The sequence below is a fragment of the Vibrio sp. Isolate33 genome (assembly GCF_022397895.1).
Lineage (GTDB): Bacteria > Pseudomonadota > Gammaproteobacteria > Enterobacterales > Vibrionaceae > Vibrio > Vibrio pomeroyi.
In genome coordinates this window covers 1-18,483 of record NZ_JAKEUP010000025.1, presented here as the reverse complement: position 1 = coordinate 18,483, position 18,483 = coordinate 1, and the positions used below count along the sequence as shown (strand labels likewise).

The following is an 18,483-nucleotide window of genomic DNA, read 5'->3' as shown; positions in this document are numbered from 1 at the left end:
CAAACAAAAAGCCTACTCATTGGTAGGCTTTGATCTTATTGACTAGCTAACCAACTAGTTAACGTTGCTTTTATTATTTAGATTAGGGCTTTACGTGCTTTGGCAGCCAACCATTCAGAGAAGATAACCGTCACGAGAATCGCGCAGAAGATCACAGTCACTTGAGGCCATGCCAGCATCGCCATCGATTCTTGCAGTTTCAAACCGATACCGCCTGCGCCGACCAAGCCTAATACTGTAGATTCACGAATGTTGATGTCCCAACGGAACAGGCTCGTGCCGATAAAGCTTGGCATCACTTGAGGAAGAATGCCGTAGTTCAACACTTGCAGTGGAGATGCGCCCGTTGATTGAATCGCCGACATTTGTGTTGCGTTCACTTCTTCAATTGCTTCGTACATCAATTTAGCCACGAAACCAATCGAACGTAGCGCAATCGCGATAATACCCGCCAACAAACCTGGGCCTATGATCGCCACCAACAGCAAAGCCCAAATTAACGAGTTAATTGAACGACTTGCCGCGATGATGAACAGCGCAATAGGTCTGATAAACGTCATGCTTGGTGTTGTGTTACGTGCCGCTAAGAACGCAACTGGAAAAGCCAATACGATCCCCAACAATGTGCCAAGTGTTGCGATGTTAATGGTGTCCCACAACGGGCTCCAAAGAGACTCTAAGTAGCTCCATCTCGGCGGCCACATACGTGAAGAGATATCAGCAAGTTGATTCGGTGAGTCAGTCACAAAGTACCAAATCGTATCCTTGTTCATGACTTGCCATGCAAAAACGGTCAAAGCAACAAAGCAAAGCCAGCCGATCCAAAGCATTAGGCTCTGTTTACTGTCGTAACGCTGCCATTGGGTACGATTCATGGCGCTTGAAGGTGTGTCATTTAGCGTGCTCATTGGTCGTTCCTTACTGCACATGCTTGCGGATGATGGTCGATAGGTATTCACACAGCATCACGATCACGATAATAATCAATAGAATAGCGGCTGCGGCGCTGTACTCGTAACGGTCCATTGCTGTATTCAACGTTGCGCCAATACCACCTGCGCCAACAATGCCAATCACGGCAGACTCACGAAAGTTGATGTCGAGTCGGTACATCGAAAGGCCGATAAAGCGGGGCATGACCTGTGCCTGAATCGCGTAATTCACCTGTTGTAACCAACTTGCGCCAGTCGCACGCATTGCAGTGAGTGGTGCTGGGTCAATGGCTTCAATCTCATCAGCAAACAGTTTTGCAAGAAAGCCGATGGTCGCGAAGGTTAGCGTGACAAAACCTGCAAAGGTACCAAAGCCAAACAGTGCCACACACAAAATCGCAACGATGATCTCTTGTAAACTACGAGCGATTGAAATAAACGTACGACAGAACAGGTAAACAGGAGTTGGGGCAAGGTTTTTGGCTGCGCCCAGTCCGAATGGGATCGAGAGAATGACACCTGCTACGGTTGATGTGAGCGTCATGGTTAAGCTCTCAATCAAACCTTGCGAGATGTTGTTCCAACGGCCACCAAAATCTGGGTTCATGAACGCCAAAATGAACTGCCAACCTCGCTCGCTGCCTTCGTAGATTCGAGTCCAGTTTATGTGTACTGACTGAGTTGCAAGGTATAAGTAAACCGCAACAATGATGATCAAACTCCAACGCAACCATGGGTTGGAAATTAGTGGCGGCTTGGTCCACTGCGTTGGATATTGCTTTGCTAGGCGCTGAGTTTGATTTGGATATGGTTGAGTCATATTGTTGCCTCAGACAAGCGAGGGTTCGTTATGATCAGATCATCTTCCTCTTCTTCTGCTTGTTGGCTCCAATCTTCTTCACCGTAGATCTGTGTCAGTACGTCTTCGGTGAGTAGGTTTGGCTTATCATCAAATACCACACAACCCGCATTCAGGCCGACAACGCGGTCCACAAACTGTTTGGCTAACTGAACATCGTGGATATTGATGATGGCAGGGAGCTGTTGCTCTGAACAAATCTCGCTGATCAGTCGCATGATTTGGCGCGCAGTACGTGGATCAAGTGCCGCGGTTGGCTCATCAATCAACAGTAATTTTGGTTTCTGAGCAAGTGCGCGCGCAATACCAACACGCTGGCGCTGACCGCCCGATAGAGCATCGGCTCTCTTATTGGCGTGCTCCAACAATCCAACACGGTCGAGTAGGGCATAAGCGGCTTGGATATCTGACTCTGGGAAACGGCGAGTGAAGCTTTGCCAGAAATTCACATACCCTAAACGGCCTGAAAGCACGTTTTCCATTACCGTTAAACGTTCAATCAGTGCGTATTCTTGGAAGATCATCCCAATCTCACGGCGTGATTGTCTTAGTTGACGTTTAGAGAGCGTTTCTAGGTTGGTATTGGAAAAGATAACTTCGCCGCTGGTGGGCTCGGTGAGTCGGTTGATACAACGAATAAGCGTTGATTTTCCGGCACCAGATGGGCCAATCAATCCAACCACTTCGCCGGCATTCACCGATAAGCTAACGTTGGTCAGGGCTTTATCAGAACTGGAGTAGTGCTTGGTAAGCCCTTTTAGGGTAAGAGTAGACATAGTATTCCTATAAGACCGGTGTACTAAGTGTTCGCCTGAGGCTGAAATGGGAAGTAAACCGCGGAGAGTGGTGAGTAACTGCAGGCACATGTACCTGCAGCTATCTTTATTGTGTGTTACGGGTTTCGCGTTTGAATCGGTTAGCTACAGGTGTAAGACACTTTGTTTGCTGTATCGATAGTACGAATTACTTCCCAGTGCTCTTGGTAAGTGATTGGAACAAATTTCGCTTCGCCGTTACGTTCAAACTCTTCTTGAAGCTTTGTGCCTTCCCAATCGAAAGTGAAAAAGGCTTTTTGAATCTTCTCTTGCAGCTCTGGCGTCAGGTTGTGCGCAGTGCCATAAGCCGTTGTTGGGAAGGTTTGAGACTTGTAGATGCTCTTGATTTGGTCTTCTTTTACCACTTCACGTGAAAGCATGCGGTTCAATACTGAGTTCGCAACTGCTGCTGCATCGTAGTCTTTGTGCGCAACACCTAAGATAGAGTTGTCGTGCGCACCAGAGAATGCAGGTTTGAAATCACGGTCAGGTTGAAGTTGGTATTCAGCATCCAGAATCGCAGAAGGTGCTTTGAAGCCAGAGTTAGAGGTTTGCGCTGTAAATGCTAGGTTCTTGCCTTTTAGGTCTTCTACTTTCTCAATGCCAGAACCTGGGTGCGTGATGATTTCCATTTCGTAACCGAAAGAGCCATCTTCCGCTGCCATCATGGTGAATGGTGCGAAGCCTGCACAGTTAACCGCCAGTGGTGTAGAACCTGTGTTGAAACCCGCGATATGAAGACGCCCTGAACGCATCGCTTCGATTTGAGCTGCGTTATTTTGAACAGGGAAGAAACGAACCGTCTTTTCCGTTGTTTTTTCAAGGTGGCTCAAAAACTCGCTCCACACATCAGCGTATACTGCTGGGTCTTCAACTGGCGTATAAGCAAAAATTAGCGTGTTTGGATCCACCCATTGTGATTCATCTTGAGGAACATCGGCGACCAAGTTGCCAGAGCGATCTTCGTATCGTGTATCCATTGCTAATGCAGAACCAGAAAAAATCAGCGCAGCAGTAATAGCGCTTTTAAGCGTGAGATTCGTTTTTGTCGGTTTCATTATTTCAGTCCAATTGAGTGATTTGTTGGGAGGGAGTATAGAAATCGAGGATGACAGAACCGATGCGTTTTGATGACGGATTTATGAATGGTGTAACATAATGTTTCTGGCTGGGTAAGGTTAGGCACTTTGTAAGTGTTTGATTAGTTGAGCAAATTAGTGGGTTATTATTCGTTGCCATTTTACTCAATTGGCGATAGGTTGAAATACTGTTATAGTGATCCTTAAATAATACATAAACATAACATATAAAATAAGTGAACTTATGGTTAGCACTTTTAATTCAATTTCGGGCTCGAAGCGCAGCCTGCACGTGCAAGTAGCGCGTGAAATCGCTCGTGGAATCTTGTCTGGTGAACTGCCACAAGGTTCTATTATTCCTGGTGAAATGGCGTTGTGTGAACAGTTTGGCATCAGCCGAACGGCACTTCGTGAAGCTGTTAAACTACTGACTTCTAAAGGTCTTTTAGAGTCCCGCCCGAAAATCGGTACTCGTGTAGTGGATCGCGCATACTGGAACTTTCTTGATCCTCAGCTGATTGAATGGATGGATGGTCTAACCGACATAGACCAATTCTGTTCTCAGTTCTTGGGCCTTCGCCGTGCGATTGAGCCAGAAGCGTGTGCACTAGCAGCAAGATTTGCAACGGCAGAGCAACGTATCGAGCTTTCAGAGATCTTCCAAAAGATGGTAGAAGTGGATGCTGCTGAAGTGTTTGACCAAGAAAGTTGGACAAACATAGATATTCGTTTCCATAGCTTGATCTTCAATGCGACAGGCAACGATTTCTACCTGCCATTTGGTAACATCCTGACGACCATGTTCATGAACTTCATCGTGCATTCTTCAGAAGAGGGCAGCACATGTATCAATGAACACCGCAGAATCTATGAAGCGATTATGGCTGGCGACAGTGAAAAAGCACGTACAATGTCAGCTGCGCACCTGCAAGATGCTAACCACCGTTTAGCAACCGCGAGCTAAACACGGTTTTCAGCTTCATTTGAATCACTTACAGGTTCAAATGCTCTACATATAGTTCTAGTTAACTCTTGATGAGCCTAGACAAAGCTTAAAAAAGGTATGCCATGTGCATGCCTTTTTTTTCTAGGGCTCGTGTTGCACCATGGATAGCACTGTTTTGGTTCACTTCTATTGACCAGTTTCTTGGTTGAATTCTTACCTTCTTACCTCCTTAACTAACCCCTAGCTTTTGTCTTTATCTGCTCCTTAATTTAGAAGAAATCACACCGAAAATGCATTCCAGCACATGCTACAACTTCGCCAAAATAATTATGCGCCAGCTGTGATTTTTCATCTCACTATATTTTGAAATAACCAACGTCCTAACCAGAATTTTGGCTTCTCTATTTTTATATTTAGGTTGAATTCTAATGAAATTGAGCGCTTTCAATGAGAGAAAATCAATGGTTTATTGTGTGATAAATGACGACGATTTGGTGGGGTGTTGGATTTTGTTATTTTTAAAGATTTTATATTTATATGTGTTTGGTTGTATTTGTTATTAAGTGTGCAAAGTCTCGTTTTATTTTAACTCATTGATTTTGTTTGATTTAACTGGATGGTGAGCAAAGTTGGTGCTTCGTTATCCCAAACCGCAGTTATTTCCTTGATGAATTGGCCATATTCCATCCTATGTCATATATATAATTAACTTAATCAATCAAAATAAGATCACCATCACTTATTTGGATTATTGTACTACAAATGAAGTTTCAGGTTTCCTATAGTGCTCGTAACAAATTACAACGGACAAAGGATACACGATGGAACTCAACACGATTATTGTCGGCATTTATTTCCTATTCTTGATCGCGATAGGTTGGATGTTTAGAACATTTACAAGTACCACCAGTGACTACTTCCGCGGGGGCGGTAACATGTTGTGGTGGATGGTTGGTGCAACCGCCTTTATGACCCAGTTTAGTGCATGGACATTCACCGGTGCGGCAGGTAAAGCGTATAACGATGGTTTTGCAGTTGCGGTCATCTTCGTAGCCAACGCATTTGGTTACTTCATGAACTTCGCATACTTCGCTCCTAAATTCCGCCAGCTACGTGTAGTAACGGTAATCGAAGCTATCCGTATGCGTTTCGGCGCAACGAACGAACAAGTATTCACTTGGTCTTCAATGCCGAACAGTGTTGTTTCTGCGGGTGTATGGCTAAACGCATTGGCAATCATCGCTTCTGGTATCTTCGGCTTCGACATGACAGCGACTATCTGGATTACTGGCTTGGTTGTATTGGCGATGTCAGTAACAGGTGGTTCATGGGCGGTAATCGCATCTGACTTCATGCAGATGGTTATCATCATGGCGGTAACTGTGACTTGTGCTGTTGTTGCGGTTGTTCAAGGCGGCGGTGTTGGTGAAATCGTAAATAACTTCCCAGTAGCGGAAGGCGGTTCTTTCCTTTCTGGTAACAATATTAACTACCTAAGCATCTTCAGTATTTGGGCATTCTTCATCTTCGTTAAGCAGTTCTCTATTACTAACAACATGCTTAACTCTTACCGTTACCTTGCGGCTAAAGACTCAAAGAACGCGAAGAAAGCAGCGCTACTAGCATGTGTGCTAATGCTTTGTGGTGTATTCATCTGGTTCATGCCTTCTTGGTACATTGCAGGTCAAGGTGTCGACCTAGCAGCAGCTTACCCAGATGCAGGTAAGAAAGCGGGTGACTTTGCATACCTATACTTTGTACAAGAGTACATGCCAGCAGGTATGGTTGGCCTTCTTGTTGCCGCTATGTTTGCCGCGACAATGTCTTCAATGGATTCTGGTCTAAACCGTAACTCAGGTATTTTCGTTAAGAACTTCTACGAACCAATCGTTCGTAAAGGCAACGCGACAGAGAAAGAGCTAGTAACGGTTTCTAAGATTACTTCTGCCGTGTTTGGTATCGCTATCATCCTTATCGCACAGTTCATCAACTCGCTTAAAGGTTTGAGCCTGTTCGATACAATGATGTATGTGGGCGCACTGATCGGCTTCCCAATGACAATTCCTGCATTCCTTGGCTTCTTTATTAAGAAGACTCCGGACTGGGCTGGTTGGGGTACGCTAGTTGTCGGTGGTTTCGTTTCTTACTACGTAGGTTTCGTTGTTAATGCTGAAATGGTGTCGTCAGTCTTCGGTCTAGAAGAGCTAACAAGCCGTGAATGGTCTGATGTTAAGGTTGCTATCGGTCTAATCGGTCACATTACACTGACAGGTGGTTTCTTCATCCTATCTACTCTGTTCTACAAGCCATTAACTGAGAAGCGTCAGGCTGACGTTGATAAGTTCTTCGGTAACCTAGCAACGCCACTTGTTGCTGAGTCAGCGGAACAGAAGAAACTAGACAACAAACAACGTGAGATGCTTGGTAAACTTATCGCAGTTGCGGGTGTTGGTATCATGCTAATGGCTCTACTAACTAACCCAATGTGGGGACGCCTAGTCTTCATCCTATGTGGTGTGATAGTTGGCGGTGTTGGTATGCTGCTAGTTAAAGCTGTCGATGATGGCGGCAAGCAAGCGAAAGCGGTCGCTGAAAGCTAATACATAAAAAACATTTAATAGAATGCGATGCTCGAGAGAGCATCGCATTTTTTTGCTTTGCAAAGTTGGAAAATCAGTTAGGTCAGGAAGTCTGAATCTCGCTCGCTTAGGGGAGGGCATTGGCGATTTGATGCGAGTATCTACATGGATTGGGTTCGAGCAGGATAACAGGGAGCACTTGCTCTGGAGTGCAACATCAGACCTAAATCACGAAAACTGTAAAAAAGTGTTCAATCGAATCGAAACAGATTTAATTGTCCTACAATAAGACGTATATTATTGCTAATTCCTTTCAGTCAACTTGAATATAAGTGAGTTAGAATGAGCGACCAAAAATCTCTTGATGCAATCAGGAAGATGAAGCTGGAGAATGACACTTCAGCAGGTAATCTTGTAGACCTACTCCCTATCGAAGTACAAAAACGTGACTTCGACCTATCATTCCTAGACAACTTGAGCGAAGCACGTCCACGTCTTCTTGTTCAAGCTGATCAGCTAGAAGAATTCAAAGCAAAAGTGAAAGCTGATGAAGCTCACTGCATGTTTGATGATTTCTACAACAATTCTACCGTTAAGTTCCTTGAGACAGCGCCTTTCGAAGAGCCTCAAGCGTACCCAGCGGAAACAGTAGGCAAAGCTTCTTTGTGGCGTCCTTACTGGCGTCAAATGTACGTTGATTGCCAAATGGCACTGAACGCGACACGTAACCTAGCGATTGCTGGTGTGGTAAAAGAAGACGAAGCGCTCATTGCGAAAGCAAAAGCTTGGACTTTAAAACTGTCTACGTACGATCCAGAAGGTGTGACTTCTCGTGGCTACAACGATGAAGCGGCTTTCCGTGTTATCGCGGCTATGGCTTGGGGTTACGACTGGCTACACGGCTACTTCACAGATGAAGAGCGTCAGCAAGTTCAAGATGCTTTGATTGAGCGTCTAGACGAAATCATGCACCACCTGAAAGTGACGGTTGATCTATTGAACAACCCACTAAACAGCCACGGTGTTCGTTCTATCTCTTCTGCTATTATCCCAACGTGTATCGCGCTTTACCACGATCACCCGAAAGCAGGCGAGTACATTGCTTACGCTCTAGAATACTACGCAGTACATTACCCACCATGGGGCGGTGTAGACGGCGGTTGGGCTGAAGGTCCTGACTACTGGAACACGCAAACTGCATTCCTAGGCGAAGCATTCGACCTATTGAAAGCATACTGTGGCGTAGACATGTTCAATAAAACATTCTACGAAAACACAGGTGACTTCCCGCTTTACTGCATGCCTGTTCACTCTAAGCGTGCAAGCTTCTGTGACCAGTCTTCAATTGGTGATTTCCCAGGTCTAAAACTGGCTTACAACATCAAGCACTACGCAGGTGTTAACCAGAAGCCTGAGTACGTTTGGTACTACAATCAGCTTAAAGGCCGTGATACTGAAGCGCACACGAAGTTCTACAACTTCGGCTGGTGGGACTTCGGTTACGACGATCTTCGCTTCAACATCCTTTGGGATGCACCAGAAGAGAAAGCGCCATCAAACGATCCATTGTTGAAAGTGTTTCCAATCACTGGCTGGGCTGCATTCCACAACAAGATGACTGAGCGTGATAACCATATTCACATGGTATTCAAGTGTTCTCCGTTTGGCTCAATCAGCCACTCTCACGGTGACCAAAACGCATTCACGTTGCATGCTTTCGGTGAAACGCTAGCGTCAATCACTGGCTACTACGGTGGTTTCGGTGTTGATATGCACACCAAATGGCGTCGTCACACGTTCTCTAAAAACCTGCCATTATTTGGCGGTAAAGGTCAGTACGGCGAGAACAAGAACACAGGTTACGAGAACCACCAAGACCGTTTCTGTATTGAAGCGGGCGGTACTATCTCTGACTTCGACACAGAATCTAATGTGAAGATGGTTGAAGGCGATGCAACGGCATCTTACAAGTACTTCGTTCCTGAAATCGAATCTTACAAGCGTAAGATCTGGTTTGTTCAGGGTAAAGTATTCGTAATGCAAGACAAGGCGACACTTTCTGAAGAGAAAGACATGACTTGGCTAATGCACACAACTTTCGCAAACGAAGTGGCTGACAAATCTTTCACTATCCGTGGCGAAGTAGCGCACCTAGACGTAAACTTCATTAACGAGTCTGCTGATAACATCACTTCAGTTAAGAACGTTGAAGGCTTCGGCGAAGTTGACCCATACGAGTTTGAAGATCTTGAAATTCACCGTCACGTTGAAGTGGAATTCAAGCCATCGAAAGAGCACAACATCCTAACGCTTCTTGTTCCTAATAAGAACGAAGGCGAGCAAGTTGAAGTATCTCACAAGCTTGAAGGCAACACGCTACTGATTAATGTTGACGGCGAAACGGTTTCAATTGAATTGTAATCTGCTGAAGTAACAGAAGCGATATATTAAAAACTCCGGGCGAAAGCTTGGAGTTTTTTAGTTTGTGGGGTGAAAAGGGCAGCACTGTTAGTTTGGGCGAGACTGGCGATGCTGCATAGCAGTTTAAAGGCATCACAGTTTATACACATCGCAGGTTACACAGCTGTGTCACAAGCCTCAATTAAAGTGTATTCACACACGCTCAAACAGCGCGACAACTGCATTTGCTCGGCATCTCAATGCCAAACCAATCGATACAGGAGCAATATCAGGTAAGGGGTTAGTGAATTACGCAGATTAAGGGAGAGGGATGTTCCCGACAAGTTTGAGTGCTTGTTTACAGTGAATGCTCTTAGTCATTGACGGCTTTAATACTAACTACGTTAGTACTGACTGAAAAAAGAAGCAGTGAGTTAACAATAGTTAGAGGCGTGGCTTATTCTTAATAATCGTATGACATTTAACGTATGTTATTTCATCAATCGACGAATTTTTGAGTGGGATATCGTTCCTCAAAGTACAAAGCGTGACCATATTCTCCCGTAAAGTGAATCCCCGTCACAACTTGCGTCTAAGCATCGAAGGATTACCCTAAAACTATTGCGTAACGGAAAAGACGTCGTTATTATAATGACCATATAATCATACAATACTATATTTGGAGTTTGAACATGACTAAACCTGTAATCGGTTTCATTGGCCTAGGTCTTATGGGCGGCAACATGGTTGAAAACCTACAAAAGCGCGGCTACCACGTAAACGTAATGGATCTAAGCGCTGAAGCTGTTGCTCGCGTTACAGATCGCGGCAATGCGACTGCATTCACTTCTGCTAAAGAACTAGCTGCTGCAAGTGACATCGTTCAGTTTTGTCTTACAACTTCAGCTGTTGTTGAAAAAATCGTTTACGGCGAAGACGGCGTTCTAGCGGGCATCAAAGAAGGCGCAGTACTAGTAGACTTCGGTACTTCTATCCCTGCTTCTACTAAGAAAATCGGCGCAGCTCTAGCTGAAAAAGGCGCGGGCATGATCGACGCACCTCTAGGTCGTACTCCTGCACACGCTAAAGATGGTCTTCTGAACATCATGGCTGCTGGCGATATGGAAACTTTCAACAAAGTTAAACCTGTTCTTGAAGAGCAAGGCGAAAACGTATTCCACCTAGGTGCTCTAGGTTCTGGTCACGTAACTAAGCTTGTAAACAACTTCATGGGTATGACGACTGTTGCAACTATGTCTCAAGCTTTCGCTGTTGCTCAACGCGCTGGTGTTGATGGCCAACAACTGTTTGACATCATGTCTGCAGGTCCATCTAACTCTCCGTTCATGCAATTCTGTAAGTTCTACGCAGTAGACGGCGAAGAGAAGCTAGGTTTCTCTGTTGCTAACGCTAACAAAGACCTTGGTTACTTCCTTGCTCTTTGTGAAGAGCTAGGTACTGAGTCTCTAATCGCTCAAGGTACTGCAACAAGCCTACAAGCTGCTGTTGACGCAGGCATGGGTAACAACGATGTACCAGTAATCTTCGACTACTTCGCTAAACTAGAGAAGTAATCGACTTACGACCTCGCTAGGGTATTGTCTGTCTTTTAGGCGGCGATACCTCAGCGAGGTTCGTTTTTATCTGCACAAGCTTGATCTATAAGCCCGTTTGATCTCAAATTCCGCTTTATCCTCGTTCCTCGTTTTATTCTAAATACTCGCTTGCTCCAACGGTTTCACTCTCCTTCGTAAAGCCCGCTACCATCAGTATTAATTTTCTCGTTCTACTCTTTTTGCTTCTTGTTGTTCTGTCTAATCAAAACTCTATCTGTTTCAACTTTCATTCAATCTCGGTTTTCCATACTGCATAGCTGCTTGTTGACACTTAACGCCTCCAGAAACTCTTCGTTCTAGACGTGCTCTGTTAGGCATCAGCTGACTCTCTATTTTCACATGATCAAATATCTAATACCGAGACTAATGCGTGATAGTTCGTAGTGTAGATCGATAACCAAAACCCGAAGCGATAATCACAAAACAAAAAAAAGCCCACACAGCTGGTGACTATGTGGGCGTATTCGGACGAGCCGTCTGAAAAAACGAATGAACAATTTAAGTGAAGTACCGCTTAACGAGATCCCCCGACAGTTTCTACGTTAACCATGTTCAATGACCTTAAAGCGAGACGCTTCAATTTCCACTTTGAATTGCACAAAAGCATTCAGAAAGAACTTAAGTTATGATTCAAATACACCATAACTTAAGGCTTATTGTATTACAAATAAATTTTAAGATTAAATGCCTTTAGTGAATGGTTGGTTCGTAAAAATGTGACTTAAGGCTCACTTTCCTAGTCAGATGACCGAAAGTGATATAAATAATTTGAGTAGAGGCATTATCGGCGAAGTTGTGAGGTAATTATCTGAAAGTTGATCAGTTTTGATTGGCTAATCATTCCTTTCTAATCACGTTAAAAGTTCAAACTCATAAATGATACCTATGTCACAGGGTGGTTTTAGCCAGTTTTGATATATCAAGATCGCTCACAGAAAGTGCAGACAATTAAACATACAATATTAATTAAATTGATGGTTGTGACGATGGAACGGCATGAACAAGTTTTGCTTCCCGTATCTTCGAATATCTAAAAAATGACCATTTCATTCGGATGAAAATAATAGACATAGGTTGATATGGATGATGAGTTTTATGAATTCAAAATTGTCTCTAGGGTTTAAAGGAAAATTGATTTTAATGGTGGCGATCGTCAGTTCTAGTGCCTTGGCATTTACTAACTGGTTCACGCTTAACTTGGCGACTGATCAGGTAAACCAAACGATTTATAACGAGATTGATCACTCGCTAACGATAGAAATTAATCAGATTGAAAGTACCGTTCAGCGCACCATAGATACGGTCAATTCCGTTGCACAAGAGTTCATGAAATCCCCATACCAAGTGCCAAATGAAGCTCTGATGCATTACGCGGCTAAGCTCGGTGGCATTGACAAAATTGTGGTGGGTTTTGACGACGGCCGTTCTTACACTTCTCGTCCTTCAGAGTCTTTCCCTAACGGTGTTGGAATCAAAGAAAAATACAACCCAACAACTCGCCCTTGGTATCAACAAGCGAAATTGAAATCAGGTTTATCTTTTAGTGACCTGTTTTTCACTAAGAGTACTCAAGTGCCTATGATTGGTGTGACTTACTCATACCAAGATCGCGTGATCATGGCGGACATTCGATTCGATGATTTGGAAACTCAACTCAAACAGCTAGATAGCATCTACGAAGCGAAAGGTATCATCGTGGATGAGAGAGGGATGGTTGTCGCATCCACAATAGAAAACGTGCTTCCACAGAGCAATATCTCTTCTGCTGACGCCTTAATGAAACTCAACAAGGCCATCGAACGACCAGATCAATTCATTGAAGGTGTGATTGATGGTAATCAGCGAATCTTGATGGCTAAAAAGGTCGATATTGGCAGCCAGAAAGAGTGGTACATGATTTCAAGTATTGACCCTGAACTCGCGCTCAATCAGCTGAATGGTGTGATGTCGGATGCTCGAATGTTGATTATCGCCTGTGTATTGGGATCGGTCATATTGATGATTTTACTCCTGAATCGTTTCTACCGCCCAATTGTGTCACTACGTAAAATTGTTCACGACCTTTCTCAAGGTAATGGTGACCTGACTCAAAGGCTTGCCGAGAAAGGTAATGACGACCTAGGACACATCGCCAAAGACATCAACTTGTTCATCATTGGCCTTCAAGAGATGGTTAAAGACGTGAAATTCAAGAACTCGGATCTTGATACCAAGGTATTAAGTATTCGAGAAGGCTGCAAAGAAACCAGCGATGTATTGAAAGTTCATACCGATGAAACGGTTCAAGTAGTCTCTGCGATTAATGGATTGTCTGAAGCTTCAAGTGAAGTAGAGAAGAACTCACAGTCAGCAGCAGAAGCCGCGCGAGATGCGGCCGTGTTTAGTGACGAGACTAAGCAAATCAACACAGTGACAGAAACGTACATCAGTGATCTTGAGAAACAAGTTTGCACGACGTCGGATGATATTCGTTCTATGGCCAATGAAACACAGAGCATCCAGTCGATAGTGTCTGTGATTGGTGGCATTGCTGAGCAAACCAACTTGCTTGCGTTAAATGCATCTATAGAGGCGGCGAGAGCTGGCGAACATGGTCGAGGTTTTGCTGTGGTGGCTGACGAAGTCCGTGCGCTAGCAAACCGAACTCAAATCAGTACCTCTGAAATAGAAGAGGCGCTGTCTGGGTTGCAGTCGAAATCAGATGGTTTGGTCAAATCGATTGAGTTAACGAAGAGCAATTGCGAGATGACTCGTGCTCAAGTTGTCCAAGCGGTAAACATGCTAGCGAAGCTAACGGAACAGATGGAAACTGTGAGTCGTTTCAACAACGATATTTCAGGATCTTCTGTTGAGCAAAATACGCTGATTCAGAGTATCGCTAAGAACATGCATAAGATTGAAAGCTTCGTTGAGGAACTCAATAAGCTAAGCCAAGATCAATTGACAGAGTCGGCTGAAATCAAAACACTGAATGGCAGCGTTAGCGAGCTAATGAGTAGCTTTAAAGTCTGACGTTTCTATTAATAAACACTAAAAATCAATGCGTTAATTTTGTTTTTTAGCCTGAGAGCCACTCCAAACCTATCGAGTTTAGAGTGGCCTTTCTGCGTTGTTTTTGTCTCTAAACTCTCGGCAAAAACGGTTCATATCGCCTCATTTGCCGCATCTCACATTCTGATAAATAGATAATTGACATAAAATAGTACAAATATACATTGTCACTCTACTCTTATGGATAAGTGAGATAAATGTGAATAAGCCAATCCTCATCGTCGCGCTCGCTTCGCTCACCTATGGCTGCGGTGGAAGCAGTTCAAATAGCTCAAGTGATAGCAATGACCCTTCTGATAACACCAGTCCAGGAACGTCTTATGGCGTTGTTGCGCCTTATGATATTGCTAAGTACCAAAACATCCTTTCCAGTTCAGACCTTCAGGTATCGGATCCTAACGGAACGGAGGGTAACAAAACCTCTGAAGTGAAAGATGGCGATTTCGATGGTTACATCAGTGATTACTTTTATGCGGATGAAGAGACGGAAAACCTAATTTTTAAAATGGCGAACTATAAGATGCGTTCAGAGGTTCGTGAGGGAGAAAACTTCGATATCAATGAAACGGGTGTAAGACGAAGCTTGTATGCGGAAATAAGCTTACCTGATATCGAGCATGCAATGGCGAGTTCACCTGCCGATCATGATGAAGTGACGTTGCTGCAGATACACAATAAAGGCACTGATGAGAGTGGCACGGATTACATTCCTCATCCGTTATTGCGTGTGGTGTGGGAGCAAGAGAGGGATGGACTCACAGGACATTACTGGGCTGTTATGAAGAACAATGCGATTGACTGTAGCAGTGCTGCTGATTCTTCGGATTGTTATGCCACTTCATACAATCGTTACGATTTAGGTGAGGCGGAACTGGACAGCTTTACCAAGTTTGATCTTTCTGTTTATGAGAACACACTGTCGATCAAAGTAAATGATGAAGTAAAAGTGAATCAAGATATCGCGTATTGGCAACACCTGTTGAGCTATTTCAAAGCGGGTATCTATAACCAATTCGAGAATGGTGAAGCGACTGCTTACTATCAGGCGCTGAGATACACTACCACTCAAATTGATGGGTCAAACGATTGGGACATTAATGATTGGAAGCTGACCATTCCGGCAAGTAAAGATACTTGGTATGGAAGCGGTGGTGATAGTGCTGCTGAGTTAGAGCCGGAACGTTGTGACTCGAGTAAAGATCTGCTTTCAAATGACAGCGACGTGTACCACAGCGATATTAACCTGTCTTACTTCAATGCAGATGAAGGAAGAATGCACTTTAGAGCGGATATGGGATACGGCACCTCTACGCAAAACTCTAGCTATATTCGCTCTGAGCTCAGAGAGCTATACCAAAGCAGTGCTCAACCAGATTGCAGCACCAGCGATGAAGATACAAGTTGGTATTTAGACGACACCAGAACCAACACAACCAGTCACGAGTTAACCGCCACTCTGAGAATCGAGGACTATCCGAACATTAATAACCAAGACCCGAAAGTGGTGCTTGGGCAAATACACGGCTGGAAGATTAATCAAGCCCTAGTGAAGCTGCTTTGGGAAGGTGAGGGTAAGCCAGTACGCGTGATTCTGAACTCCGACTTTGAACGAAACAACCAAGACTGCGGTTATTGCGAACCGTTCAGTGTTGAGTTAGGTACTTATTCGGCCAGTGAAGAATGGCGATATACGATACGTGCCAACCAAGACGGTGTGTACTTAGCAACCCATGACTTAGATGGAACCAACACAGTTTCTCATTCAATCCCTTGGGGACAAGATTACACCGACAAAGATGGGGACACGGTGTCGTTAACATCAGATTGGACATCGACAGATATTGCTTTCTATTTCAAAGCGGGCATCTATCCACAATTTAAACCTGATAGCGACTATGCTGGTGAGGTGTTCGATGTGAGCTTTAGTTCTCTTAGAGCGGCGCATTATTGAGTTTCCTGGGAGTTGAATGCGATCACTGATGCTTAAATAGCTTCACTACTCCTTGAATAGCTAGAACGGTAACTTAAAAGGCCACATTGGGTTACAACAATGTGGTCTTTTTACGTTCTGAGAGGAGGGAGGTAATCGTTAGATCTTACTGTTGAAATAACGGATTCACTGGATTCAAAACCTGTTATTTCAGCTGGGGTGCTTTGGTATTGCTAGCCTATTTCGCATTCAATTTTTTTATATATTGTTTTTATCAATAGGAAGTGTGATCCAGTTAAAGTATGGAAAAATCGGAAAGTGTTCCCAGTCTCATTTATTCAATGAAATGTTTTATTTGTATTATAAGATTACGTAATATTTTCATGTTATCGCAAATGCTGAGAGGGGAATCGCCTTATAGCTCGTGTTTGCTGATTTAGCTTTCACTTACGAATGCTGTCTTTGTATTATAATAATGGATTAAATATGAAACAAATTACTCTAAAAACCTTACTCGCTTCTTCTATTCTACTGGCGGTTGGTTGTGCGAGCACGAGCACGACGACTGCTGATTTTCCAAATAACAAAGAAACGGGTGAAGCGCTTCTAACGCCTGTTTCAGTTGCCGCTAGTAGCCATGATGGTAACGGCCCAGATCGTCTTATTGACCAAGATCTAACAACACGTTGGTCTTCAGCGGGTGACGGTGAGTGGGCAATGCTAGATTATGGTTCAGTTCAAGAGTTTGACGCTGTTCAAGCATCATTCAGTAAAGGCAATGAGCGCCAATCTAAGTTTGATATTCAAGTGAGTGTCGATGGTGAAACCTGGACGACGGTACTTGAGAACCAACTGAGTTCTGGTAAAGCTATCGGCCTAGAGCGTTTCCAATTTGAGCCTGCGGTGAAAGCTCGTTACGTAAGATATGTTGGTCACGGTAACACCAAAAACGGTTGGAACAGTGTGACTGGATTAGCCGCAGTTAACTGTAGCATTAACGCATGTCCTGCTAGCCATATCATCACTTCAGATGTAGTAGCTGCAGAAGCAGTAATTATCGCTGAAATGAAAGCGGCAGAAAAAGCACGTAAAGCTGCACGTAAAGATCTACGCTCTGGTAACTTCGGCGTAGCAGCGGTTTACCCTTGTGAGACTTCTGTTAAATGTGATACGCGCAGCGCACTACCAGTTCCGACAGGCCTACCAGCAACACCCGTTGCAGGTAATGCACCGAGCGAAAACTTCGACATGACTCATTGGTACCTGTCTCAACCATTCGACCATGACAAAAATGGCAAGCCTGATGACGTGTCTGAGTGGAACCTTGCAAACGGTTACCAGCACCCAGAAATTTTCTACACAGCGGACGATGGCGGCCTAGTATTTAAGGCTTATGTGAAAGGTGTACGTACCTCTAAAAACACTAAGTACGCACGTACTGAGCTTCGTGAGATGATGCGTCGTGGTGACCAGTCTATTAGCACTAAAGGTGTTAACAAGAACAACTGGGTATTCTCAAGCGCACCTGAATCTGATTTAGAAGCTGCGGCAGGTATTGATGGCGTTCTAGAGGCGACATTGAAAATCGACCATGCAACAACAACGGGTAATGCGAATGAAGTAGGTCGCTTTATCATTGGTCAGATTCACGATCAAAACGATGAGCCGATTCGTTTGTACTACCGTAAATTGCCAAACCAACCAACGGGTGCAGTTTACTTTGCACACGAAAGCCAAGACGCAACAAAAGAGGATTTCTACCCTCTAGTGGGCGATATGACGGCTGAAGTGGGTGAAGATGGTATCGCGCTTGGCGAAGTGTTCAGCTACCGTATTGACGTTAAAGGCAACACGATGACTGTTACGTTAATGCGTGAAGGCAAAGATGACGTTGTACAAGTGGTTGATATGAGCAACAGCGGTTACGACGTAGGTGGCAAATACATGTACTTCAAAGCCGGTGTTTACAACCAAAACATCAGCGGCGACCTAGACGATTACTCACAAGCGACTTTCTACCAACTAGACGTATCGCACGATCAGTACAAAAAGTAATCGAACCGAATAACACTTAATATTTAAGTTATCGCAATAGCCTCCAGCCTCAGGGTTTGGAGGCTTAATTATATGGTCCGCCTCACTCTCAAGCCCTTAAGCTTAGAGTAGGCTCTCAGAATGAGGTGAACCATATGTCTTCTATTCATATTTTAGGTATCGACCTAGGTAAACATTGCTTCCATGCTATCGCACATAACCGTTGTGGCGCCGTTGTGGCG

The 18,483-nt window shown here is 44.2% G+C and carries 11 protein-coding genes; 7 read left to right on the top strand and 4 right to left on the bottom strand.

Annotation, left to right across the window (positions count from 1 at the left end):
• Window positions 1-77: 77 nt before the first annotated feature.
• The 4 genes from phnE (L1D37_RS22105) to phnD form a co-directional block, all read right to left on the bottom strand.
• Entirely contained in the window at window positions 78-908 is an 831-nt protein-coding gene (gene phnE / locus L1D37_RS22105) for a phosphonate ABC transporter, permease protein PhnE (protein WP_123304919.1), read from the bottom strand.
• A gap of 10 nt (window positions 909-918) precedes the next feature.
• Window positions 919-1,752, bottom strand: a complete 834-nt coding sequence (gene phnE, locus L1D37_RS22100; protein WP_239849193.1) for a phosphonate ABC transporter, permease protein PhnE — start codon at window positions 1,750-1,752, stop codon at window positions 919-921.
• A complete protein-coding gene (gene phnC / locus L1D37_RS22095; protein WP_123304921.1) occupies window positions 1,749-2,567 on the bottom strand; it encodes a phosphonate ABC transporter ATP-binding protein in 819 nt (272 codons plus the stop codon). The genes phnE (L1D37_RS22100) and phnC overlap by 4 nt, the downstream gene beginning before the upstream one ends.
• A gap of 140 nt (window positions 2,568-2,707) precedes the next feature.
• Entirely contained in the window at window positions 2,708-3,664 is a 957-nt protein-coding gene (phnD, locus tag L1D37_RS22090) for a phosphate/phosphite/phosphonate ABC transporter substrate-binding protein (protein ID WP_123302285.1), read from the bottom strand.
• 265 nt (window positions 3,665-3,929) lie between these two features.
• On the opposite strand from phnD, the gene L1D37_RS22085 reads away from it, so the two are divergent.
• From L1D37_RS22085 to L1D37_RS22055, 7 genes are all read left to right on the top strand, one after another.
• Complete coding sequence (locus L1D37_RS22085; RefSeq protein WP_123302284.1) at window positions 3,930-4,649, top strand: FadR/GntR family transcriptional regulator; 720 nt, start codon at window positions 3,930-3,932, stop codon at window positions 4,647-4,649.
• A gap of 803 nt (window positions 4,650-5,452) precedes the next feature.
• On the top strand, window positions 5,453-7,231 hold the full coding sequence (locus L1D37_RS22080) for a transporter (RefSeq protein WP_239849192.1): 1,779 nt from the start codon (window positions 5,453-5,455) through the stop codon (window positions 7,229-7,231).
• Between the two features lie 321 nt (window positions 7,232-7,552).
• The gene (locus L1D37_RS22075) at window positions 7,553-9,631 is read left to right on the top strand and encodes a DUF4962 domain-containing protein (RefSeq protein ID WP_239849191.1); all 2,079 of its coding nucleotides are present in this window, start codon (window positions 7,553-7,555) and stop codon (window positions 9,629-9,631) included.
• A 671-nt stretch (window positions 9,632-10,302) separates the two neighbouring features.
• A complete protein-coding gene (locus L1D37_RS22070; RefSeq protein ID WP_004733521.1) occupies window positions 10,303-11,184 on the top strand; it encodes an NAD(P)-dependent oxidoreductase in 882 nt (293 codons plus the stop codon).
• Window positions 11,185-12,366: 1,182 nt separating this feature from the next.
• Window positions 12,367-14,238, top strand: a complete 1,872-nt coding sequence (locus L1D37_RS22065; protein WP_239849198.1) for a methyl-accepting chemotaxis protein — start codon at window positions 12,367-12,369, stop codon at window positions 14,236-14,238.
• 238 nt (window positions 14,239-14,476) lie between these two features.
• Complete coding sequence (locus L1D37_RS22060; RefSeq protein WP_239849190.1) at window positions 14,477-16,228, top strand: polysaccharide lyase family 7 protein; 1,752 nt, start codon at window positions 14,477-14,479, stop codon at window positions 16,226-16,228.
• A gap of 465 nt (window positions 16,229-16,693) precedes the next feature.
• Window positions 16,694-18,262: a polysaccharide lyase family 7 protein gene (locus L1D37_RS22055; RefSeq protein WP_239849189.1), complete on the top strand. Its 1,569-nt coding sequence runs from the start codon at window positions 16,694-16,696 to the stop codon at window positions 18,260-18,262.
• The last annotated feature ends 221 nt before the right edge of the window (window positions 18,263-18,483 follow it).